Here is a 21,598-nt window from a genome sequence, read left to right on the forward strand (position 1 = left end):
AGCTACAGCATCGGAGGATATTTTCATGTCTACGGATTGGGCAGCTGACGTCAAAAAATACGACCCGCAGGCGGATGACAAGGTGATTGCCGGCATCGTCCATTATTGCGGCATTGCGCTACAGCACCGGGATTCTTCTCTGATCTCCTTCTCCGACCCGAAGGAGTTGGAGACGGTGAAGAGCCACTTCCTGAAGAAGAAGCTTGAACTGACCAATCCAGAACCGGAACTGGATGCGGCCCTGGCCGAAGTGGCCAAGATCATGAAGGCCGACCATACCCGCAACCGCGTGACGGTTTACTATCTGCTGGCCAAACATTTCGGAAAGATCTCGAAATTCGGCTGAAGCCGGACATTACGGGAATGGTGGCGGGCCAGGAGCCGGAGTAGCCCCTATTCAGTCCATGGCGTCTCTGGCCAGTCATGCTTGGGGTAGCGCCCGCGCATGTCTCGCCGCGCATCCGCCCAGCCGCCGCGCCAGAAGCCGGCGAGGTCCGCGGTGATGGCGATGGGCCGCCCGGCGGGTGAGAGCAGGGCCAGTTGCAACGGCACCTTGCCGCCTGCCAACTTCGGCGTGGCGTCCGTGCCGTAAAACACATGCGCCCGGGCCGAGGCCACGGGCACCGGGCCGCTATAATCGATCCGCACCGTGCCCCGCTTTAGCCGCAACTCCGCGGGCAGTTCCCGGTCCAGCCGCATGGCGCGCTCATGTCCCACCCAGTCGCGCAGCACGGCCAGCACGTCCACGTTTCTGGCGTCGCGCAGGCTGGTCATCCCGGCCAGATACGGCGCCAGCCATTCCTGCACGCTGGCGGCCAAAGCGGGGCGAGAGAGATCCGGGTAGTCGGGGTCGATGCCGCGCATCACAGCCACACGGGCGCAGAAATTCTCCGCCGCCTCTGTCCAGTCGAGTTGGTCCAGCCTTGTGGAGAGTGCGTTGGCCAGGGCCGCCTGCACTTCATCCGGCGTTGCCTGGGCGTTGCGGTCGGCCAGCACCAGCGCGCCAAGCCGCACGCGCTCGCGCACCGAGATGCTGTTGGACACCGGATCGAACCCGGTTTCGCGCGTCGTCTTGCAGCGGGCGCGCAGGCTTGGGGGCAGGGCCTCCAACTCCAACGGGGCCGCCAGCCGGATGCGATTGCCCTTGGCCTCCAGCGCCGAGACCACCAGCAGCCGCGCGCGGGCCAGCGGGTCGGTGGGCGAGAGATTGCCGGAACCGCCGCCCGAGAGCCGGTAGGAGCCGATCTCGCCCCGCGCCTGGCCGATCCGGTCAGGGAACGCCGCCGCCAGCAGTTGGCCCGGTTCGCCGGAAGCCGGAACCTGCCCAACGCCGAGGCGGTTGCGGTAAATCCTGGCGGCTTGGCGCACCCGCGAGACAATCGCCCTATCGCCTTCGCCTCGCCCGGCCAGAGCTTCCAGCCGCAGCCGCAAATCGGCCGAGGCATCGCGGGACAGAAAATCCCTCTCCTCCAGAATCGCCGCGATCTCCGCCGCCATCGCCCGCTCCGGCTTGGCGTCGCTGGCCAGCATCATCGCGGCCAGACGCGGTTCGGCGCGCAGCCGCGCCATCTCCCGCCCGAGCGGGGTAATCCGCCCGGATCCATCCACCGCGCCCAATTCTTCCAGCAACGCGCGGGCGGCCTTCACCGCGCCATCGGGCGGCGGATCGATGAAGGGCAGGGCGGCGGGTGCTTCGCCCCAGGCGGCGCAGGCCAGCACCAGCCCGGAGAGTTCCGCCGCCAGGATTTCAGGAGTTTCGAACAAAGCCAGCCCCCGGTGTAACGTCTCCGACCATAGCCGGATGGCCACGCCCGGCCCCAGACGCCCGGCACGGCCCGCACGCTGCGTGGCGGCGGCGCGGCTGATGCGCATGGTGGTCAGCCGGGTAAGCCCGGTGGCGCCGTCCAGCACTGGTGCGCGGCGGTAACCGCCATCAATGACGATGCGCACGCCCGGCACGGTGAGCGAGGTTTCGGCGATGGAGGTGGACAGCACCACGCGCCGCCCCTTGTGCTCGCGCAGCGCCGTGTCCTGCGCCTCGCGCGAGAGGTCGCCATGCAGCGGCAGCACCAGCGCCGGGCATTTCTCCAGCGCCGCCTGGGTGCGGCGGATTTCCGACATGCCGGGCAGAAACACGAGGATATCTCCCGGATGCGCCACGATCGCCTCCCGCACAGCTTTCGCCGCTGCTTCTGGCAGGTCGCGGGGGGACATGATGTCCCGCTTGGCATGCTGAACTTCCACCGGAAACATCTTCCCCGCGCTCTCGATCACCGGGGCATCCAGCAGGCGGGAGATCTTCTCCGCCTCGGCGGTGGCAGACATGGCGAGGATGCGCAATTCCGGGCGCAAATTACGCTGCAAATCCAGCACCAGGGCGAGCGCCAGATCAGCCTCCAGGCTGCGCTCATGCACCTCGTCGAAGATCACGAGATTCACCCCGGTCAGTCCCGGGTCGCTCAGCAGGCGGGAGGTCAGCAGCCCCTCGGTGATGACCTCCACCACCGTCTGGGGCCCTACCGCGCTTTCCAGGCGGGTACGGAACCCGATCCGCTGCCCCGCGCTTTCGCCCAGCAACTCCGCCATGCGCATCGCCGCCGCCCGCGCCGCCAGCCGCCGTGGCTCCAGCAGCAGGATTTTGCCCATGCCCGCCTGCATCGCCGCCAGCGGCACCAGCGTGGTTTTGCCAGCACCAGGCGGGGCGACCAGCACGGCATTGCGCGCCTCCTGGTTCAGCGTGCGCAGCAGCTCGGGCAGAATGTCTTTTACGGGCAGGTCGATCATCGCGCCCGGATACCAGAGAGCGCCGCGCCATGCGATATTGCCCCCATGCGCGCTTTATTAGCCCTGTTGCTGCTGCTCCCCCACCTTGCCTTCGCCGCGGCCAGCAATGTGTTTACGTCGCCGCGCGACACGGTGCGGCTGGTCTCGCAGAGCAACACCGCACAGAACGGGCAGGCTCAATTGGCGCTGGAGTTCTTGCTGCAACCCGGCTGGCATATCTACTGGCGGAACCCCGGCGATGCCGGCTATCCGCCCCGGCTCACGCCAGAGCCGCCGGCCAGCTTCGGCCCGCTCAGCTTTCCGCCCCCCGAGACCCTGGACCAAGGGGGGATGAAGGTGAACGTACTCTCGGGCCATGTGGTGCTGCCCTTCAGCGCCAGCGATGTTGGCGGCACTGTCTCTGCCCATGCCTCCTGGCTGGTCTGTTCGGATATCTGCGTTCCCGAGCGCGCCATCTTCTCTCTCAACTTTACGGGCGGTGCATCCACCGAGCAGGCGCTGTTCAAGCCGCCTGCCGACGCGCCAACGCATCCGCCCTACTGGCTGCTGGCCCTGCTAGCTCTGCTGGGCGGGCTGGTGCTCAACCTCATGCCCTGCGTGTTTCCCATCCTGGCGATGAAGGCCTTCGCCTTCGCCCGGCTTGGCGGTGCGGCGCATGGCCATATCAGGCGCGAAGCTTTGGGCTACGCCGTGGGTGTGCTGGCTTCCATGCTGGCCCTGGCCGTGCTGCTCCTGGCCCTGCGCGCGGCGGGAGCGGCTTCGTTCTGGGGGTTCCAGTTCCAGTCCCCGGTATTCGTGGCGTTGGCGGGATGGGTCATCCTCGCCGCCGGACTGAATCTCGCCGGACTGTTCCATCTCTCCGCTCCCGGCTTCATCCGGCATATCCCCGCGCAGCATAGCTTCCTCACAGGGCTGCTCGCCGTGCTGGTGGCCACGCCCTGCACCGCGCCGTTCATGGGCACGGCCATCGCCGCCGCGCTGGCGCTGCCCGCTTTGCCCGCCTTGGGAATCTTCGCCGCGCTGGGGCTGGGCATGGCGCTGCCGATCCTCATCCTCGCCTTCATCCCACAGCTCGCGGCGCGCCTGCCCCGGCCCGGCGCCTGGATGCTCTGGCTGCAACGCGCCCTCGCGCTACCGATGTTCGCCACCTTCGTCTGGCTCGCCTGGGTGCTGTTCCGCCAATCCGGCGGGGTGGGGCTGGCTCTCCTGTTGCTGGGCGCGGCACTGCTCGCCGTGGCGCTACGGCTGAAGCCCGCCGCCGCCCTGGCCGTGCTGGCGCTGCTGCCTTTTCTGCACACCGCCCCGGCCGCTTCGGCGCTGACCCTGCCCAATGCCCAGCCCTACACCGCCGAGCGCCTGGCCGCTTTGCGTGCCGCCAACCAGCCCGTGTTCGTAGACCTCACCGCCGCATGGTGCGTCACCTGCCTGGTCAACGAGACCACCACCCTTTCCGCGCCCGAGGTGCAGAGCGCTTTCGCCGCTCATCACGCCGCCCTGCTGGTCGGGGATTGGACGGACCGTAACCCCGCCATCACCGCCCTGCTGGCCGCGAATCAGCGCGCCGGGGTGCCGCTGTATCTCTACTATGCCCCTGGCGCGCCAGCTCAGGTTTTGCCTCAAATCCTTACGCCCGGACTGGTTATCACCACACTGGACCGGTGAGATTTGGGCGCCGCCCATTGCACCGGCACGGTATTCTGCGCCAAATGGGAAGTGACAATTCGATGACGTGGTGCGAGGGTTGCCTATGGGGCACGGATATGGTGCGGCGTTGAGGGAACGGCATTCGCCGATGGACGCGGATGCCATCCGTGCAGCCTATGAGCGTCAGGCCCGCACTTACGATAGCTTGTTCGGCTTTGTCTCCCGCCGGGCGCGGGACGAGGCGATCGCCGCGGTGAACCGGCTGCCCGGCGAAGCCGTGCTGGAGGTCGGCGTGGGCACTGGCCTCGCCTTGCCGCACTACAAGGCCGAGAAGCGTATCACCGGCATCGACCTTTCCCAGCACATGCTGGCCCAGGCCCGCGCCCGCGTGGTGGCGCTGGGCTTGCGCCATGTCGAGGCCCTGCTGGAGATGGACGCGCAGGCGACCAGCTTTGCCACCGGCAGTTTCGACATTGCCGTCGCCATGTTCGTCGCCTCCGTGGTGCCAGACCCGCACGCCTTGGTGCGGGAGCTGCGCCGCGTGGTGAAGCCGGGCGGGACCATCCTGTTCGTCAACCATTTCGCGCGGGAGAAAGGGCCGGTCTGGTGGATGGAGCGCGCCATGGCCCCGGCCTCATCCGCGCTTGGCTGGCACCCGGATTTCCGTTTGGGTCACATCTTCACCCATGCGGACCTCGCCCACGCCAAAATTCGTACGCTGCGCCCGCTCGGGCTGTTCCGCCTGGTCGAAATCCCCAACTAAGAGGTTGGGTTGACGCAGCGCCGTGCGCGGCTACGCTTCCCAGGCTGAAGGGGAGTGACCATGCGCTTTGAAGGTACGGATAGTTTCGTCGCCACCGAGGATCTGAAGGTCGCCGTCAACGCCGCCGTGGCGTTGCAGCGCCCGCTGCTCATCAAGGGCGAGCCGGGCACGGGCAAGACGGTGCTGGCCCAGGAAATCGCCAAGGCGCTGGGCAAGCCGCTCATCTCCTGGCATGTGAAATCCACCACCAAGGCGCAGCAGGGGCTGTACGAGTACGACGCCGTCTCCCGCCTGCGCGACTCTCAACTCGGCGACGCCCGGGTGCACGACATTTCCAACTACATCGTGAAGGGCAAGCTGTGGGAGGCCTTCGAGGCCGAAGCCGCCCCCGTGCTGCTCATCGACGAGATCGACAAGGCCGACATCGAATTCCCCAACGACCTGCTGCTCGAACTCGACCGCATGGAGTTCTACGTTTACGAAACAAGGCAGGTGGTGAAGGCAAGGCAGCGCCCGATCATCGTCATCACCTCGAACAACGAGAAGGAGCTGCCCGACGCCTTCCTGCGCCGCTGCTTCTTCCACTACATCAAATTCCCCGACCGCGAGACGATGCAGCGCATCGTGGACGTGCATTACCCCGGCCTCTCGCATCTGCTACTGCACGAGGCGCTGACCAGCTTCTTCGAGCTGCGCGAATTGCCGGGGTTGAAAAAGCGTCCCAGCACCTCGGAATTTCTGGACTGGCTGAAGCTGCTCCTGGCCGAGGATATCGGGCCTGAGTTGTTGCGCGAGCGCAACGCCGCCAAGCTGATCCCCCCGCTGCACGGCGCGCTGCTGAAGAACGAGCAGGACGTGCATCTGTTCGAGCGCATCGCCTTTCTGGCGCGCCGGGGCTAGCGTGTTCCTCGCCTTCTTCCTGGCTTTGCGCGCGGCGGGGGTGAAGGCGTCCTTGCGCGAGTTCCTCACGCTGCAAGAGGCCATGGCCCAGGGGCTGGCCGGGTTTGATGTCGAGCATTTCTACTACCTTGCCCGCGCCACGCTGGTGAAGGATGAGCGCTTCCTCGACAAGTTCGATGCCGTGTTCGCCGAGCACTTCAAGGGTGTGTTGCAACCGCAGCCCGAAGCAACAGGCGAGGTGATGCCCCACGACATCCCGCAGGAATGGCTGGAGAAGCTGGCCGAGAGGCTACTGACCGAGGAGGACAAAGCGCAGATCCAATCCCTCGGCGGTTTCGAGAAACTGATGGAAACCCTGCGCCAGCGCCTCGCCGAGCAGAAGGAGCGCCACCAGGGCGGCAATAAATGGATCGGCACCGCTGGCACCTCCCCCTTCGGCGCCTATGGCTACAACCCCGAGGGCGTGCGTATTGGCCAGGAGGGCAGCCGCCACAAATCGGCGGTGAAGGTGTGGGACAAGCGGGAGTTCCGCAATCTCGCCGGCGATGCCGAGCTGGGCACGCGCAACATGAAGGTGGCGCTGCGCCGCCTGCGCCGCTTCGCGCGTGAAGGTGCTGCCGAGGAGCTGGACCTCACCGGCACCATCCGCTCCACCGCCCGCAATGCCGGGTATCTCGACCTGCAAATGGTGCCCGAGCGTCATAACGCGGTGAAGCTATTGCTGCTCCTCGATATCGGCGGCTCAATGGACGAGTACGTGCATCTCTGCGAGCAGCTCTTCGCCGCCGCCAGTTCCGAGTTCAAGCACCTCAAGCATCTCTATTTCCACAACTGCCCCTATGAGACACTATGGACGGACGCGCGCATGCGCCGGGAGGATGCCATCTCCACCACGGACGTGCTGCACACCTACGACCACACATGGAAGCTCGTGATCGTTGGTGACGCGGCGATGAGCCCCTACGAGCTGATCTCGCCGGGCGGGGCCATCTCCTCCTGGAACCAGGAGAGCGGGCAGGTCTGGCTGAAGCGGATTCTCGATGCCTACCCCAAGGCCGCTTGGATCAACCCCGCGCCCGAGCGCCTGTGGAATTACACCCAGACCACAAGGCATATTGCAGAGCTGATGGAGCGGCGCATGTATGGCCTCACCCTTGAGGGGCTGGACCAAGCCATGCGCCGCCTGATGCAGTAGGTTAGGCGGTCTTCACCGTGATCTTCTTCGCCTTGTCGGCGGCGGAGGGTAGCTTGGGCAGTGTCACGGTCAGTACCCCCTTGGCCACGGTGGCGTCGATCGCGTCCGCATTCACCCCATCCGGCAGGTAGAAGCTGCGCTCGAACGCGCCATAGCTCCGCTCGGTGAGGTGGTAGTTCTTCTCCTCCGTCTTGGTTTCCTGCTGCTTCTCGCCCTTGATCACCAGCGTCCGTCCATCGAGGGACACGTCCACATCCTCGGCGGAGAGGCCGGGCAGTTCGGCGGTCAGGGTAAAGGTCTTGTCGTCCTCGGTAATATCCACCGAGGGAAGCTTCATGTTCTCTCCGCCCCACCAGGGCGAGAGTGTTTGCCCGAATTGCTCGAACACCCGGTCCAGCTCGTTGCGGAAGGACCGCCACGGATCATGCGGCTGCGGCGCGGGGGCATTCTTCTTCACGTCGACTTGTGTATTGGCCATGTGTGACTCCATTGCAGAAGCATCAACCACGCGGAAATGGCTGGACACCGGCTTTACAGATCTTCAGGACGGCAAAGCCACTCCCGCTCTCGACGGGCGCTGTTTTAGAAAAATGCCGCCCCGGACGCTTTGATCCGCATCAATTGGCCCCGGCGGTTGCCCGCCAGGGCCGGGAGTTACTCAGAAACCACCCTCGGAAACGAAGTCGGCCACCGGCTTGCGTGGGCTCGGCTCTTCGCGGGCTTGCAGAGCCTCGGGCAGCAGTGTCTTCGGGCCCTGACGGCCGATCACCGCGCCCGCCATCACCTGATAGCCCGCCGGTATGTTCAGCGCGGTATAGACCTGATCCCATTCGATGCCCGCGACGCCATGGGCATGCCAGCCCAGGTAAGCCGCCTGCAGGGCCAGATACCCCCAGGCGGCTCCGGTATCGAAGGCATGAGTGCGCGAGGGAACAGGCGTGTCCTTGCCCGGCACGGTCATGGTCTCGGAGGAGACGATGAACACGATGGCCGAGGCCGTCTTGGCCCAGGAGCGGTTGAACTCGTTCAGCAGGCCCAGGAACTTGTCCCAATGGGCGTTGTCGCGCCGGGCATAGATAAAGCGCCAAGGCTGGGAGTTGTAGGAGGAAGGTGCCCAGCGCGCGGCCTCGAACATGGTGCGCAGCGTGGCTTCGGAGATTTCCTCGCCGGTAAAGGCCCGTGGCGACCAGCGCTCCAGGAAGATCTTCTCGATAGGATGGTCGGCGGTACGGGAATTGGCAGTGGTCATGTCCTCGATGCTCCAGTCTGTAGCCCGGCTCAGACTAGGAGAGAATCAATGACTTGGCAAAAGCCAATCGGATTTGTCGAGTTAGCGCGGCTTCCCCGAAGGGAGGTGCGGTTTACTGCAGGTTCCGGTTCGGAGCCTCGTTGCTCACCTGGGTAGCCGCGGGAGCTTCCGCCACTTCGTTGCCCTGGCCGTTGGAGGCAACCACAACGCCGGTATCGGGCCGATTGTAGATGAAGCCATAGGTCGGGTAGGGCGCGCCCCAGTTGCTGCTGTCACCCAGCTCGACCTTCACCTGCGACCAGTCGTTATTCGCGGAGACGTCCTGCACGGTCACGTCGTTGGTGATGGTGCCGCGCACCCAGTTGGCCTGGGTGATGAGGATGGTGCGGCTATCCATCACGGCGGTGACCACGGCGACATGGCCCAGCGGCATGCGGCCGATGGAGCGGAAGTTCAGCACCGCGCCTTCTTGCGGCTGATTGCCGCGGGCGTAGCGGCCAGCGGCCTCGGCCCACCAAAGATAAGCATTGCCGGAAAGCTCGATATGCGAGACCTCGCGCGCATAGGGCACGCATTGCAGGCCGGAGTGGCGGTACTGCGCCAGCCGCACATGGCTGCTGTGGTAGGAGGCCGCCACGGTGTGGTTGTGGCTGGTCTTGTGGCTCGACGCCACGTGACGCGCATGGCCGGTGCTGGCCACGGCATGATGCGTGGTGTGGGCGCTGTGGCTGCTCTTGTGGTGAGTGGATGCCATCGCGGCGTTAGAGGACGCCAGACATGCAACGGAAACGGAAACGCCCATAAGGGCTTTGCGGGCCAAGCCCGAGAGACTGCAGGGTGTCGTCTTGCCGCCCATAAACTGCCTCATTCCCAGATCGTTAAACACATCAAAGTAGTATGTGTCGTGGCTAAGGGTGCGTTGCGTCTGACGCAACCCGCCACTGAGGCAAAAATACAACACCAGTAGGATATTGTGACTTTTACACAGAGCCTGCGAGGCAAGTTAAGACAAAGTTCCTATCTGCCTGAAGCGTAACATATTGCTATGCAGCAGACATGACTGCGCCGCCGTCGGACTTTGATTTCGAGTCCAGCGGCGGCGCGTAAGTGGCTTAATAAAAATGAAATATTTTGGAGAATCGGGCCTTAGCGGCAGGCCGTGACCATGATCTCCACGAGGTAGCGGGGGTCCGCCAGCTCGGCCTGGACGCAGGCGCGCACCGGGGCGGCGCCTTCGGGCAGCCAGGCGGTCCACACTTCATTCAGCGCGGCGCGGTCTGCAATATCTTTCAGCCAGATATGCGCCTGGAGCAGGCGGGTGTTGTCGGTGCCATGCGCTTCCAGCAGGGCATCAATCTGCGCAAGCACGTCCTTGGTCTGCGCGGTGACATCGGCGTCCGGGTTCGTGGCGACCACGCCCATGGTGTAAACGAAGCCATGGTACTCCACGGCCTTGGAGAGGACCGGGCTGGCTTCGGTGCGGATAATGCGGCTCATGAGATACTCCGTTAGTTAATGATGTGCGGGGCGACGACGGGAGTGCCGTTCACCATGGGCTGGCCGTTATTGTTGCCGGTCTTTTCGCAATTCTGGATCTGGCTGTCGCGCACATGCTCTGAGCCCATGATCTGGCCGTTGAAGGCAAGGGTGGGCATGGCGCCGTAGCGCAGCCCGTTCTGTGCCGTGCGGCCTTGCAGGTCGAGCGTGGACTGGTCGTATTGGGCGTTGGCCTGGGCGGTGCAGGCGGCGTCCTCGGCCTGCTGGGCTTGGCTTTCGGGGGCGGCGCAGGCGCTCAAGCCCAGGCAGGCAATAGCGGCCAATAGAAAATGCTTCATGGTACAGGGTCCCGGCTTCATGCCGCTCCGCAATAGCCCGTTTCGGCCAAAACTCAATCGGCCCAAGCTTAATCGGCGATGTGAAGCATGATCTTGCCGATATGCGCGCTGCTTTCCATCAGCGCATGGGCGGCGGCCGCGTCCTCCAGTTCGAACACCCGGTCGATGACCGGGGCCACCTTGCCGGTGGCGAGCAGAGGCCACACCTTCTGTTTCAACGCCTGGGCGATGGTGCCTTTCTCGGCGGTGGTGCGGGGGCGCATGGTCGAGCCTGTGACGGTCAGGCGGCGCACCATGATCAGCCCGAGATCGAACCGGTCGGCCTTGGCGCCCTCCATGATGGCCACCAGCACCAGCCGCCCGCCACGGGAGAGGCTGCGTAGATTGCGCGTGGCGTAGGAGGCGCCGACCATGTCCAGCACCACGTTCACGCCGCGCTTGTCGGTCTGCTTGGCGATGATCTCGGCGAAATCCTGCGTCCTATAATTAATGGCCGTGGCGCCGTAGCGCTCGATGACGGCGCATTTCTCGTCCGACCCGGCGGTGGCGAACACGCGCGAGCCCTGCGCGCGGGCAAGCTGGATGGCCGTGAGCCCAATGCCCGAGGTGCCGCCATGCACGAGCAGGCTCTCATTGGGCTTGAGCCCGGCGATGTCGAACAGATTGGCCCAGACGGTGAAGAAATTCTCCGGCAGGGCGGCGGCGCGGATGGCGTCATAGCCTTCCGGCCAGGGCAGGCATTGCGCGGCGGGCACGGCCACGTATTCGGCATAGCCACCGCCATTGCACAGGGCGGTCACGCGATGGCCGGGATAAAACCCGCTGGCGTTCGCGCCGAGCGCCACAACCTCGCCCGCCACTTCCAGGCCCAGGATCGGGCTGGCGTCGGGCGGGGGCGGGTACAGCCCCTTGCGCTGCTGCACGTCCGGGCGGTTCACCCCGGCGGCCAGAACGCGGATCAGCACCTCGTCATCCTTGGGGACGGGCAGGGCCGTCCGCTCCACTCGCATTACCTCCGGCTCGCCGGGGGTGGTGACATTCACGTAGCGCATCGTGTCTGGCAGCGTCATGGCGCTAGAACTCCGCCGTTAGGGCCGCGCCGTCAACCCTTGCTCCCGCGCGCCCCAGGTGCGAGTTAGGCGGCGCATGTCTCTCTCTCGCCGCCTTATGCTGGGCTTTGCCGGTGCCTGCGCGCTTGCGCCACGGGCGGGTGCCGCCACGGCCGTCGCCCCTGCCGCATCTTCGGCGCCGGTCACCGGCGTGGTGCTGCCGCTCTCTGGCAGCGCGGCGCTGCTGGGCGACGAGGTGCTGCGCGGCATCCTGCTGGCGGCCGATGCGGTGAACCAGGCGGGCGGCATCGCGGGCAAGCCGGTGGCTTTGGTTTCGGTGGACACGCCGAGCCAGTCCCAGGCGACGCAGGCGGTGAACAGCCTGATCTCCGGCGCCCATGCCGGGCTGATTCTGGGCAGCGGCATCTCGGCGTTGTCCTACCCGGCCTCCGCCGCCGCTGAACTGGCGCAGACGCCTTTTATAGAGCTGACCGCTGTGGCGGACGGCATCCTCACCCGCGGCTTTAAATATACGCTCCGCACCGGGCCGAGCGCTTCCATGGTGGGGCAGCTTGCCGCCTCCACCCTCCAGTCCCGCTTCGCGGGGCGCACGCTGGGGCTGCTATATAATACGGGCGCCGCCGGGGGCGCGCTGGCCTCTGCCATCACATCCGCGCTGAGCGCCGCGAGCCTGCCGCTGAAACTGTCCATCGGCTACCCCGAGGACGTGGCGGACCTGTACGACCAAGCCGGGCGGCTGATGCGCGCCAAGGTGGATGTGTTGCTGCATGCCGCCGGACTCGATGACGCTCTGGGTTTGGCATTGGCCATGCAGGCGCAGGGTTGGCGGCCGGGCACGTTGATTGGCTGCGGCCCCGGCTATCAGCTGCATGAGACGCAGGCGGCGCTGGGCAATGCCCTGGCGGGCACACTCGTCATCGGCGCGCCCTTCTACCCGGCCTCGGCGGCTGATGTGCAGGCGGCCTATGCCGCCAAATTCGGTGTCCAGCCGCGCTCGGCGGACAGCCTGACCGCCTATGCTGGGGCAAAACTGGTGTTCGAAACGCTGAACAAGGTCGGTGGGGACCCCTCCAAGCTCCTGGCCGCGCTGCGCGGCACGAACCTGCCCAAAGGCGCGCTGGTCAATGGTTTCGGCGTGAGTTTCGACCCCAGCGGGCAAAACACCGCCAGTTTTGTTGTGCTACAGCAATGGCATAGCGGCGTTCTGGCTCCGGCAAGCGCCTAGGCGCGGCCGCTTCATGGTCGGCCGGTTTGAGCTTTGCTCCTGCTGCAATGCAACAAGTTCGCAAGTAAACTTGATATTGCGAGGTCCGCCTTATATCATTTCCGACATACAAGGGCCGGTTTCACGGCCTGGATAATAAGAACGGGACACCAGAATGAAGCGGAGTATTGTATCGGCCTTGGGGGCAGCATGTTTGCTGGTCCTTCTGGGACATGTCGCACTGGCCCAAACCGCAGCGCCGGATCCTACCGCCGCGGCCAATAGCTATGTCAACGCGCCGTTCAACTGGCAGATGTGGTTTCCCGTCGCGGGCAGCCCCATGCAGGCTCAAATCGACTGGCTCATGCAATACGTGCTCTGGATCATGGCCGGGGTCGTGGGGTTCGTCGCCATCCTGCTGGCCTATGTGCTCACCCGCTTCCGCGCCAGCCGTAACCCCAAGCCCAGCCAGGTCACCCACAACACGCTCATCGAGGTTGTGTGGATCGTGGTGCCGGTGCTGCTCCTGGCCGTCATCATCATCCCCTCGATCAACCTGATCTATTACGAGGCCGATGACAGCAACCCGTACATGACCGTCACCGTCACCGGGCATCAATGGTATTGGGAATATAGTTACAACTCAGTGCCGGGGCTGGATTATACCAGCTACATGGTGCCGGACGACCAGCTCAAACCCGGCGAACTGCGCCGCCTCTCGGTGGACCACCCGATGGTGCTGCCGGTGGGCGAGAAGATCAAATTCGTTATTACCTCGGGTGACGTTCTGCACGGCTTTTACCTGCCCTCGCTCGGCGTGCAGAAATACGCCATCCCCGGCACCACGCTCACGAGTTGGACGACTATCACCAAGCCCGGCACCTATTTTGGCCAATGCAACCAGATCTGCGGCCTGAACCACGACGCCATGCCGATCGAGATCAAGGCCGTGCCGCTGGCCGACTATATCGCCTGGACCAAGACCGCCCTGGCCACCTACACCGATAACGCCGCGCCGCCGTCTTCGCCCATGCCCCGCAACCAATTGGCCGACGCCACGCGCTGAGGAGCCTGCACCATGTCCAGCACCACTCATGATCACGCCCACGAGGGTCATGCGCCTCACAAGCAGAGCTTCGTCAGCCGCTGGCTGATGAGCACCAACCACAAGGATATCGGTACCCTCTACATCGTGGCGGCGTTCTGCGGCGCGATGGTGGGGGGCGTGCTGTCCATGATCATGCGCCTGCAGCTGATGTATCCACACAACGGCATCATCACCAGCGGCAACACGTGGAACGCGATCATCACCGCTCACGGCCTCATCATGATCTTCTGGTTCGTGATGCCAGCACTCATCGGCGGCCTGGGCAACTGGTTCGTGCCGATCATGATCGGCGCGCCGGACATGGCCTTCCCGCGCCTGAACAATATGAGCTTCTGGTTCCTCGTCGCGGGCTTCGTCTTCGTCATGCTCGGCCTGTTCCTGGGCTCCGGCACGGGGGCGGGGTGGACGCTCTACCCCCCGCTGGACAACGCCCAATACTCCCCCGGCGTCGCCACGGATTTCTCGCTGTTCTCCATCCACCTCGTCGGTATTTCCTCGCTGCTGGGCGCGATCAACTTCATAGCCACCATCCTGAACATGCGCGCGCCGGGCCTGACCATGCACAAGATGCCGCTATTCTGCTGGTCCATTCTGGTCACGGCCTTCCTGCTGGTGCTGGCCATTCCGGTGCTGGCCGGTGCGGTCACCATGCTCATCATGGACCGCAATTTCGGCACCTCCTTCTTCGAGCCCGCCGGTGGCGGCGATCCGGTGCTGTTCCAGCATCTGTTCTGGTTCTTCGGCCACCCGGAAGTCTACATCATGATCCTGCCGGCCTTCGGCATCATCAGCCATGTGGTCTCGACCTTCTCCAAGAAGCCCATCTTCGGCTATCTCGGCATGGTCTACGCCATGGTGATCATCGGCTTCGTCGGCTTCGTGGTCTGGGCGCACCATATGTTCGTCTCGGCCATCAGCACGGACTCGAAGGTCTATTTCGAGGTCGCCACGCTGGTCATCGCCGTGCCCACCGGCATCAAGGTCTTCTCCTGGATCGCCACGATGTGGGGCGGTTCCATCGAGTTCAAAACCCCGATGCTCTGGGCAGTGGGCTTCATCTTCCTGTTCGTCATCGGCGGGGCCACGGGCGTGGTGCTGGCCAATGCCAGCCTCGACCAGGAGCTGCATAACGACTACTTCCTGATCGCGCATTTCCACTACGTGCTGTCCATGGGCGCGGCTTTCGCGATCTTCGCCGGGTTCTATTTCTGGATCGGCAAGATGTCCGGCCACCAATACCCGGAGTTCTGGGGCAAGGTGCATTTCTGGACCTTCTTCCTCGGCGTGAACCTCACCTTCTTCCCGATGCATTTCCTCGGCCTCGCCGGGATGCCGCGCCGCTACCCGGATTATGCCGACGCCTTCGCGGGGTGGAACTACGTCTCCTCAGTCGGCGCCATCATCTCCGGCCTGTCCACGCTCGTGTTCTTCTACGTGCTGTATTCGGTCTTCACCTCCAAGGAGAAGCTGGCCGATAATTACTGGGGCGAGGGCGCGACCACGCTGGAATGGGCCGTCCCCAGCCCGGCCCCGCACCACACGTTCGAAGATGTTCCGGTGATCCGCTAAAATGATGGCTACCAACGATACCGCAATTACCCCGCATCTGGGTGCCGAGCCGGGCGACTGGCTGGCCTTGCTCAAGCCGCGCGTCATCAGCCTCGTGGTCTTCACGGGGGCCATCGGGCTGTTCATCGCGCCTGGGCATATCAACCCGGTGCTGGCGGCGGTCGCCATCTTCTGCATCGCGCTCGGCGCGGGTGCTGCTGGTGCCATCAACATGTGGTACGACCGCGATATCGACGCGATGATGCGCCGCACCACCGACCGCCCGATCCCCGCCGGGCGCATCGAGGCCAGCGGCGCGCTGGGTTACGGCATCGTGCTTTCGGTCATCTCCGTGCTGCTGCTGGCCATGGCCACCAATCTCTGCGCGGCCGCCGTGCTGGCGTTTTCCATTTTCTATTACGCTGTCATCTACACCATGTGGCTCAAGCGCCGCACGCCGCAGAACATCGTCATCGGCGGCGGGGCAGGGGCGTTTCCGGCGGTCATCGGCTGGGCGGCGGTCACCGGGCATATCGGCCTGCTGCCGATGCTCCTGTTCGCCATCGTGTTCTTCTGGACCCCGCCGCATTTCTGGTCGCTCGCCCTCTACGCCGCCACGGATTACGAGAAAGCGGGCATCCCGATGCTCCCCGTGGTGAAGGGCGCCAAGCACACCCGCCTCAACGTGCTGGTCTATTCGCTGCTGCTGCTGCCGCTCACCGTCTCGCCCTGGGCTTTGGGGCTCACCGGATGGTTCTACGGGGTCTCGGCGCTCATCTCCGGCCTCGCCTTCGTCTATTTCTGCTGGGGCGTGTATGCCGATAAGCAAGACGCCGAGGGCAAGAGCCTGACCAAGGACAAACCCGCCCGCGCCGCCTTCAAGTTTTCCATCCTGTATCTGTTCGTCCTGTTCCTGGCCTGCGCCATCGACAAGTTGGTGTAACCATGGCCAAGCGCCCCATGCCCCGCCCCGAACTCACACAGCCAAACTGGACGGACGAACAGCGCGCCGAATTCATCCGCCGCCGCCGTGGGCGCAACTTCCTGCTGCTCGCGGCTCTCGCGGCGTTCTGCCTGATGATCTACGGCATCGCGATCGTAAAACTGCACGAATACGGCCAGATGTGGTAAGAAGCCGATAAATAAAAACTAGGGGGAAACGATATGAGCGGAACGATCCATACGGCCACGGACCAGATCAAATCGACCGTCCCGCATCCGTATCATATGGTCGAGCCGAGTTTCTGGCCGGTCTGCGGCGCCGTCTCCGCGATGATCACCTTCACCGGCGTCATCCTCGCCGCGCATTTCCATATCTTCTCGGTTCTGGCCATTGGCGTTCTTTGTGTTGCCGCCACCATGTTCGTCTGGTGGCGCGATGTCATCGCCGAATCCCGCACCCCCGGCCTGCACAAGCTCATCACCCAGATCGGCATGCGCTATGGCATGGCGCTGTTCATCTCGTCCGAGGTGATGTTCTTCGTCTCCTTCTTCTGGAATTACTTCAACTATTTCTTCTACCCTGACAAAATGGGCACGGCCTTCGCCCCGGTCTGGCCGCCGCAGGGCGTCACCACCATCGACCCCTTCGCCATCCCGCTCTTCAACACCATGACGCTGCTGCTCTCCGGCACCACCATCACCTGGGCGCATCACGCGCTGCTGGAGGATAACCGGCGCGATCTTGTGCGCGGGCTTGGCATCACCATCCTGCTCGGCCTGATGTTCCTTTGCGGCCAGGCCTGGGAATACACGCACTCGCCCTTCCCGTTTTATCACGGCGGCATCTACGCCTCGTCCTTCTTCATCGCCACCGGCTTCCACGGGTTGCATGTCGTCATCGGCACCGTGTTCCTTACCGTGTGCTTCTTCCGCGCTCGCGCCGGGCAGTTCACGCCGCAGCGGCATTTCGGGTTCGAGGCCGCGGCTTGGTACTGGCACTTCGTGGACGTGGTATGGCTGTTCCTCTTCGTCTGCATCTATTACCTCGGCCGCAGCGCCATCGTTGCCGGTTAAACGCCTCCTCGCGCCGGGCTTGGCGGCACTTGCCCTGTTTGCCGTGCTTATCGGCCTGGGCTGCTGGCAATTGCAGCGGCTGAAGTGGAAAGAGGGTATCATCGCCGAACTCCGCGCGGCGCAGAATGCCCCGCCCGTGCCGCTGCCCGCCACGCCCTCGCCCTATCAAAAAGTGCAGGTCACGGGCGTCTGGCTTCCCGGCAAAGCCGCCCTGTATGGCGACGAGATCCACGACACCCCCACCGGCCCCATCCCCGGCGGTGAGCTGATCATGGCGCTGCAACGGCCAAGCGGCGAGGTCGTACTTGTCGACCTCGGCTGGGTGCCGCAGCAAACCCCGGTGGCGCTGACGAACCTGCCGCCCAACCCGGTCGGCTACATCCACGCCCCGCTCCACGCCGGGTGGTTCTCAGGGCAGGACGATCCGGCCCATGGCCTGTATTACACGCTGGACCCAGCCAAGATCGGCGCGGGCATGGGGCTGGGCAACGTCGTCCCCTACATGCTCATCGCCATGGGCCAGTTGCCCCCGCCCGGCAGCGCGCTGCCGCAACCGGCGCAGGATCTCCCCACGCCGCCGAATAACCATTATCAATATGCGCTCACTTGGTTCGGCCTCGCCGCCGTGCTGGTGTTCGAGTTCATCTTCTTCGCCCGAAAGAGACTGCAATGACCTCCGCCTATGAGCGCCTGGAACAGAAATTCGCCCGCATCGCCGTGCTGAACGAGGCCTCCGCCATGTTGGGCTGGGACGCCGCCGCCATGATGCCCGATGGCGGGGCCGAGGCCCGTGGCGAGCAGCTCGCCACCCTCGCTGGACTGGCGCATGAGTTTCTCGCCTCCCCCGAGATCGGCGAGGACCTGGAAGCCGCCGCCCCGGAGACCGATTGGCAGGAAGCCAATGTCGGGCTGATGCGCGAGGCCTATATCCGTGCCACCGCTTTGCCGCGCGATCTGGTGGAGGCCAGCGTGCGCGCGGGCCGCGCCTGCGAGACCATCTGGCGCGCCGCGCGCAAGGAGAGTGATTTCGCCGCCGTCCAGGCCGCTTTGTCCGAGGTCGTCAGCCTCACCCGCGAATCCGCCCAAATCCTCGGCCAAGCGCTGGACCTCGCCCCCTACGATGCGCTGATGAGCCAGTACCAGCGCGGCATCACCGCCGCCGATGCATCCGCCATCTTCACCCGCTACGAAGCCTTCCTGAAAGACGCTCTGCCCCGCGCCGAAGCCCTGCAAGCCGCCCGCGAACACGAGAGCCTGCCCCCCGGCCCCTACCCGGAAGCGGTGCAGGAAGCCCTGGCCCGCCAGCTTGCGGCATCAGCCGGGCTGAAATTCTCCAACGCGCGGCTGGACCGTTCCGCCCACCCGTTCTGCGGCGGCACGCCCACCGATATCCGCATCACCACCCGTTACGACGAAGCTGATTTCGCCTCCGCCCTCACCGGCGTGCTGCACGAGACCGGCCATGCCTTGTACGAGCAGAACCTCCCCGCCGCCTTTGCCCGCCAGCCAGTGGGCGAGGCCGCGGGCATGGCGATGCATGAGAGCCAGTCCCTCATCATCGAGATGCAGGCCGTCCGCTCGGACGCCTTCCTCTCCCATCTCGCCCCCATCCTCACTCAGGCTTTCGGCAAGCCCATCACCCCGCCCGCGCTCAAGCGCCGCCTGCGCCATGTGGAGCGCAGCTACATCCGTGTGGAAGCCGACGAGCTGACCTACCCCGCCCATGTGCTGCTGCGCTTCCGCCTGGAACAGGCGCTGCTCTCGGGCGACCTCGCCGTGGCCGACCTGCCCGCCGCCTGGAATGATGGCTTCAAAGCCCTGCTCGGCATCACCCCGCCCAACGACGCGCAGGGCTGCTTGCAAGACATCCATTGGTACGACGGCGCGATCGGCTATTTCCCCTCCTACACGCTGGGCGCGATGGCCGCCGCCCAGCTCATGGCGGCGGCGCGCAAGGCCCTGCCGGGGCTGGACGCGCATCTGGCCCAGGGCGATTTCACCCCGCTCTCAGTCTGGCTGGCCGAGCATGTGCATGGCTTGGGGGCGAGCCTGGGCTTCAACGAGATCCTCACCGCCGCAACGGGCGAGGCCCTCAACCCCGCCCATTTCGAGGCTCACCTGACGGCGCGCTACCTCGCCTGAATGGCCTGGCCTGCGGCGTGTCCGCTCGCCCAGGCCCATTGGAAGTTATAGCCGCCAAGCCAGCCGGTCACGTCCACGGCCTCGCCGATAAAGAATAGCCCCGGCAGCTTGCGGCTCTCGCAACTCTTGGAGACCAGCTCCGTCGTGTCCACCCCACCGGCGGTGACCTCCGCCTTGGCGAAGCCCTCGCTGCCCGTGGGGGCGAAGCTGAAACGGTTCAGCTTTTGTCCCAGCGCGCGCAGGGTTTTGTCTGGCAGATCGGCCATGTTGCGTGTCTCCGCCCCGGCGAAATGCGCCGCCAGCCGCGCGGGCAGATGCTCGCCCAGCACCGCCTTCAGCCCCGCTTTCGCGCGGCGGGTCTTGGCCTCCAGCAGCATCTCCTCCGCCCGCAAGCCAGGACAAAAATCCACCTCGAACGCCGCGCCGGGCGCGAGGTAAGACGAGATTTGCAGCACCGCCGGGCCGGAAAGCCCGCGATGCGTGAACAGCAGATTTTCCTCGAACCGTATCTTGCCGACACTGATCCGCACCGGGGCGGAAACCCCGGCCAGCTCCTGCATCCACGCCACATCCTGCGCGCCGAAGGTCAGCGGCACCAAAGCCGGGCGTGGCGGCACCACGCCATGGCCAAAGCGCTTCGCCGCCTCATAGGCAAACCCCGTGGCGCCAAGCTTGGGAATGGAAAGCCCCCCCGTGGCGACAACCAGATTGCCCGCCTTCACCACCCCGCGCGTCGTCTCCAGCACGAACCCGCCATCATGCGACATCTCGCGCACGCCAACACCGAGCCGCAGCTCCGCGCCCGCACATAAATCCAGCAGCATATCGAGAATCTGCCGCGCCGAGCCATCGCAGAACAGCTGCCCCAGCGTCTTCTCGTGGTAGGCGATGCCATACCGCTCCACCAGTGCGATGAAATCCTTCGGCGTGAACCCCGCCAGCGCCGATTTGCTGAAATGCGGATTAGCCGAGAGAAAATTCTCAGCCCCCACTTTCATATTGGTAAAATTGCAGCGCCCACCGCCGGAAATCAGAATCTTGCGCCCCGGCTCCGGCCCGTGGTCCAGCACCAGCACGCGCAACCCCCGCCTCGCCGCCACGCCCGCACAAAACAGCCCGGCCGCTCCCGCGCCGATCACCACAACATCGAAACTCTCAATCATCCGCTGCTTCTAGCCCCGCGCCCCCGCCAGACGCAAAAACTGCCGCACGGCGGGCGAGGCCTCGGCCCGGCGGCTGGCCAGCATCAGCTCCGAGACCAGCTCCACCCCTACCACAGGCCGCAGCATTGTGCCGGGGATACGGAAATTCGCCGCACTCTCCGGCACCAGCCCCACGCCGAGCCCAGCCCCCACCGAGGTCAGCACGGTCAGAAAATCGCGCACCGGCGGCAGGATTTCCGGCGTGAACCCCCCGGCCTCGCCCAGCGTATGGATACGCACGAGAAACCCCGCCGCCTCGCCAAAATACGGCACGATGAATTTCGCGCCCTTGAGATCGGCGGGCTTCAACACTGCCTGAGCGGCAAGCTTATGGTCCTCGGGCAGGGCGATATGCATGGCGTCAAGCTGCAACCGCGTCACCTTCACCTCCACCGGATAATCGGCCCGCGCCCGCAGAAACCCCAGATCCAGCCGCCCGGCGGCGATTTCCTCCAATTGCCGCGGCGTCTCCATCTCACGCAGCCGCACCTCCACCCCCGGCGCCATTGCCCGGTAGCGCCGCACCATGGCGGAGACCGTGCCCCCCCAGGCGGCGGAGGCCACGAACCCAATCTCCAAACTACCAATCTCACCCCGCGCCGCCCGTCGCCCGATGGTCTCGCCCCGCTCGGCCTGACGCAAAATCGCCCGCGCCTCGGGCAGAAACAGCGCCCCCGTGGCGGTGAGGGACACAGATGACCGCTTCGCCCGGTTGAACAGCTTGCCGCCCAGCGAGGCTTCCAGCCCCGCGATCAGCCTGGAAACGCCCGATTGCGTCGTCCCCAGCCGGTCGGCCGCGCGGGCGAAATGCAGTTCCTCGGCGAGGATCTCAAAGCAGTGGAGCTGGCGGAGTTCCATGCCCGCATTTTAATGCCAAATTAGCATCAAAATCCACTTTTAATCTATTTGCGAGCAACCCCGCTTTTAGGTCAGAACAA

At 65.0% G+C, this 21,598-nt stretch carries 22 protein-coding genes; 13 read left to right on the plus strand and 9 right to left on the minus strand.

The features are described 5' to 3' along the window. Window positions 1-25 precede the first annotated feature (25 nt). Window positions 26-346, plus strand: a complete 321-nt coding sequence (locus HNP71_RS10200; protein ID WP_183266811.1) for a DUF2853 family protein — start codon at window positions 26-28, stop codon at window positions 344-346. A 47-nt stretch (window positions 347-393) separates the two neighbouring features. Here HNP71_RS10200 and hrpB read toward each other — a convergent pair whose 3' ends face one another. Continuing rightward, window positions 394-2,784: an ATP-dependent helicase HrpB gene (gene hrpB / locus HNP71_RS10205; RefSeq protein WP_183266812.1), complete on the minus strand. Its 2,391-nt coding sequence runs from the start codon at window positions 2,782-2,784 to the stop codon at window positions 394-396. 45 nt (window positions 2,785-2,829) lie between these two features. Here hrpB and HNP71_RS10210 point away from each other — a divergent pair, with 45 nt between their 5' ends. The 4 genes from HNP71_RS10210 (at window position 2,830) to HNP71_RS10225 (ending at window position 7,286) form a co-directional block, all read left to right on the plus strand. Continuing rightward, a complete protein-coding gene (locus HNP71_RS10210) occupies window positions 2,830-4,446 on the plus strand; it encodes a protein-disulfide reductase DsbD family protein (RefSeq protein WP_183266813.1) in 1,617 nt (538 codons plus the stop codon). A 130-nt stretch (window positions 4,447-4,576) separates the two neighbouring features. Beyond that, window positions 4,577-5,191: a class I SAM-dependent methyltransferase gene (locus HNP71_RS10215; protein ID WP_246344173.1), complete on the plus strand. Its 615-nt coding sequence runs from the start codon at window positions 4,577-4,579 to the stop codon at window positions 5,189-5,191. 60 nt (window positions 5,192-5,251) lie between these two features. Continuing rightward, window positions 5,252-6,091: an AAA family ATPase gene (locus HNP71_RS10220; RefSeq protein ID WP_183266815.1), complete on the plus strand. Its 840-nt coding sequence runs from the start codon at window positions 5,252-5,254 to the stop codon at window positions 6,089-6,091. A gap of 1 nt (window position 6,092) precedes the next feature. Next, window positions 6,093-7,286, plus strand: coding sequence for a VWA domain-containing protein (locus HNP71_RS10225; RefSeq protein ID WP_183266816.1), 1,194 nt, complete (start codon window positions 6,093-6,095; stop codon window positions 7,284-7,286). A gap of 1 nt (window position 7,287) precedes the next feature. Here the strand turns inward: HNP71_RS10225 and HNP71_RS10230 are convergent, their stop codons facing one another. The 6 genes from HNP71_RS10230 to HNP71_RS10255 form a co-directional block, all read right to left on the minus strand. Beyond that, window positions 7,288-7,764 carry an Hsp20/alpha crystallin family protein gene (locus tag HNP71_RS10230; RefSeq protein ID WP_221246782.1) on the minus strand — a complete coding sequence of 159 codons (477 nt, stop codon included), beginning with the start codon at window positions 7,762-7,764 and terminating at the stop codon, window positions 7,288-7,290. Between the two features lie 180 nt (window positions 7,765-7,944). Then, entirely contained in the window at window positions 7,945-8,535 is a 591-nt protein-coding gene (locus HNP71_RS10235; protein ID WP_183266818.1) for a nitroreductase family protein, read from the minus strand. Between the two features lie 112 nt (window positions 8,536-8,647). Beyond that, window positions 8,648-9,403, minus strand: coding sequence for a CHAP domain-containing protein (locus HNP71_RS10240; protein ID WP_246344174.1), 756 nt, complete (start codon window positions 9,401-9,403; stop codon window positions 8,648-8,650). A gap of 278 nt (window positions 9,404-9,681) precedes the next feature. Beyond that, window positions 9,682-10,032, minus strand: a complete 351-nt coding sequence (locus HNP71_RS10245) for a RidA family protein (RefSeq protein ID WP_183266819.1) — start codon at window positions 10,030-10,032, stop codon at window positions 9,682-9,684. 11 nt (window positions 10,033-10,043) lie between these two features. Beyond that, on the minus strand, window positions 10,044-10,370 hold the full coding sequence (locus HNP71_RS10250) for a hypothetical protein (RefSeq protein WP_183266820.1): 327 nt from the start codon (window positions 10,368-10,370) through the stop codon (window positions 10,044-10,046). A gap of 68 nt (window positions 10,371-10,438) precedes the next feature. Continuing rightward, window positions 10,439-11,440: an NAD(P)H-quinone oxidoreductase gene (locus HNP71_RS10255; protein WP_183266821.1), complete on the minus strand. Its 1,002-nt coding sequence runs from the start codon at window positions 11,438-11,440 to the stop codon at window positions 10,439-10,441. A gap of 76 nt (window positions 11,441-11,516) precedes the next feature. On the opposite strand from HNP71_RS10255, the gene HNP71_RS10260 reads away from it, so the two are divergent. From HNP71_RS10260 to HNP71_RS10295, 8 genes are all read left to right on the plus strand, one after another. After that, on the plus strand, window positions 11,517-12,665 hold the full coding sequence (locus HNP71_RS10260) for an ABC transporter substrate-binding protein (RefSeq protein WP_183266822.1): 1,149 nt from the start codon (window positions 11,517-11,519) through the stop codon (window positions 12,663-12,665). A gap of 154 nt (window positions 12,666-12,819) precedes the next feature. Then, entirely contained in the window at window positions 12,820-13,710 is an 891-nt protein-coding gene (coxB, locus tag HNP71_RS10265; protein WP_183266823.1) for a cytochrome c oxidase subunit II, read from the plus strand. A 12-nt stretch (window positions 13,711-13,722) separates the two neighbouring features. Next, window positions 13,723-15,321, plus strand: coding sequence for a cytochrome c oxidase subunit I (gene ctaD / locus HNP71_RS10270; RefSeq protein ID WP_183266824.1), 1,599 nt, complete (start codon window positions 13,723-13,725; stop codon window positions 15,319-15,321). A 1-nt stretch (window position 15,322) separates the two neighbouring features. Beyond that, window positions 15,323-16,243: a heme o synthase gene (locus HNP71_RS10275; RefSeq protein WP_183266825.1), complete on the plus strand. Its 921-nt coding sequence runs from the start codon at window positions 15,323-15,325 to the stop codon at window positions 16,241-16,243. A 2-nt stretch (window positions 16,244-16,245) separates the two neighbouring features. Further along, window positions 16,246-16,431 (plus strand): hypothetical protein, encoded by a 186-nt coding sequence (locus HNP71_RS10280; RefSeq protein WP_183266826.1) that lies wholly within the window; start codon window positions 16,246-16,248, stop codon window positions 16,429-16,431. A 33-nt stretch (window positions 16,432-16,464) separates the two neighbouring features. Next, window positions 16,465-17,316, plus strand: a complete 852-nt coding sequence (locus HNP71_RS10285) for a cytochrome c oxidase subunit 3 (RefSeq protein WP_183266827.1) — start codon at window positions 16,465-16,467, stop codon at window positions 17,314-17,316. Next, entirely contained in the window at window positions 17,306-17,989 is a 684-nt protein-coding gene (locus HNP71_RS10290) for an SURF1 family protein (RefSeq protein WP_221246783.1), read from the plus strand. Before HNP71_RS10285 ends, HNP71_RS10290 begins: the two co-directional genes overlap by 11 nt. Then, window positions 17,986-19,458, plus strand: coding sequence for a carboxypeptidase M32 (locus HNP71_RS10295; protein WP_183266828.1), 1,473 nt, complete (start codon window positions 17,986-17,988; stop codon window positions 19,456-19,458). Before HNP71_RS10290 ends, HNP71_RS10295 begins: the two co-directional genes overlap by 4 nt. Here the strand turns inward: HNP71_RS10295 and HNP71_RS10300 are convergent. Further along, on the minus strand, window positions 19,446-20,621 hold the full coding sequence (locus tag HNP71_RS10300) for a BaiN/RdsA family NAD(P)/FAD-dependent oxidoreductase (protein ID WP_183266829.1): 1,176 nt from the start codon (window positions 20,619-20,621) through the stop codon (window positions 19,446-19,448). The two genes, HNP71_RS10295 and HNP71_RS10300, sit on opposite strands and share 13 nt — an antisense overlap. Before the next feature lie 9 nt (window positions 20,622-20,630). Beyond that, on the minus strand, window positions 20,631-21,518 hold the full coding sequence (locus HNP71_RS10305; protein ID WP_183266830.1) for a LysR family transcriptional regulator: 888 nt from the start codon (window positions 21,516-21,518) through the stop codon (window positions 20,631-20,633). Window positions 21,519-21,598: the final 80 nt, after the last annotated feature.

The organism is Acidocella aromatica, assembly GCF_014201825.1.
GTDB classification, from domain to species: Bacteria; Pseudomonadota; Alphaproteobacteria; order Acetobacterales; family Acetobacteraceae; genus Acidocella; species Acidocella aromatica.

Coding starts and splice junctions, on each gene's coding strand:
- HNP71_RS10215 (WP_246344173.1), top strand. CDS start 4,577: ATGGACGCGGATGCCATCCGTGCAGCCTATGAGCGTCAGGCCCGCACT.
- HNP71_RS10235 (WP_183266818.1), bottom strand. CDS start 8,535: ATGACCACTGCCAATTCCCGTACCGCCGACCATCCTATCGAGAAGATC.
- HNP71_RS10250 (WP_183266820.1), bottom strand. CDS start 10,370: ATGAAGCATTTTCTATTGGCCGCTATTGCCTGCCTGGGCTTGAGCGCC.
- HNP71_RS10245 (WP_183266819.1), bottom strand. CDS start 10,032: ATGAGCCGCATTATCCGCACCGAAGCCAGCCCGGTCCTCTCCAAGGCC.
- HNP71_RS10255 (WP_183266821.1), bottom strand. CDS start 11,440: ATGACGCTGCCAGACACGATGCGCTACGTGAATGTCACCACCCCCGGC.
- HNP71_RS10220 (WP_183266815.1), top strand. CDS start 5,252: ATGCGCTTTGAAGGTACGGATAGTTTCGTCGCCACCGAGGATCTGAAG.
- HNP71_RS10295 (WP_183266828.1), top strand. CDS start 17,986: ATGACCTCCGCCTATGAGCGCCTGGAACAGAAATTCGCCCGCATCGCC.
- HNP71_RS10240 (WP_246344174.1), bottom strand. CDS start 9,403: ATGAGGCAGTTTATGGGCGGCAAGACGACACCCTGCAGTCTCTCGGGC.
- HNP71_RS10210 (WP_183266813.1), top strand. CDS start 2,830: ATGCGCGCTTTATTAGCCCTGTTGCTGCTGCTCCCCCACCTTGCCTTC.
- HNP71_RS10200 (WP_183266811.1), top strand. CDS start 26: ATGTCTACGGATTGGGCAGCTGACGTCAAAAAATACGACCCGCAGGCG.
- HNP71_RS10260 (WP_183266822.1), top strand. CDS start 11,517: ATGTCTCTCTCTCGCCGCCTTATGCTGGGCTTTGCCGGTGCCTGCGCG.
- ctaD (WP_183266824.1), top strand. CDS start 13,723: ATGTCCAGCACCACTCATGATCACGCCCACGAGGGTCATGCGCCTCAC.
- hrpB (WP_183266812.1), bottom strand. CDS start 2,784: ATGATCGACCTGCCCGTAAAAGACATTCTGCCCGAGCTGCTGCGCACG.
- HNP71_RS10275 (WP_183266825.1), top strand. CDS start 15,323: ATGATGGCTACCAACGATACCGCAATTACCCCGCATCTGGGTGCCGAG.
- coxB (WP_183266823.1), top strand. CDS start 12,820: ATGAAGCGGAGTATTGTATCGGCCTTGGGGGCAGCATGTTTGCTGGTC.
- HNP71_RS10230 (WP_221246782.1), bottom strand. CDS start 7,764: ATGGCCAATACACAAGTCGACGTGAAGAAGAATGCCCCCGCGCCGCAG.
- HNP71_RS10300 (WP_183266829.1), bottom strand. CDS start 20,621: ATGATTGAGAGTTTCGATGTTGTGGTGATCGGCGCGGGAGCGGCCGGG.
- HNP71_RS10305 (WP_183266830.1), bottom strand. CDS start 21,518: ATGGAACTCCGCCAGCTCCACTGCTTTGAGATCCTCGCCGAGGAACTG.
- HNP71_RS10285 (WP_183266827.1), top strand. CDS start 16,465: ATGAGCGGAACGATCCATACGGCCACGGACCAGATCAAATCGACCGTC.
- HNP71_RS10280 (WP_183266826.1), top strand. CDS start 16,246: ATGGCCAAGCGCCCCATGCCCCGCCCCGAACTCACACAGCCAAACTGG.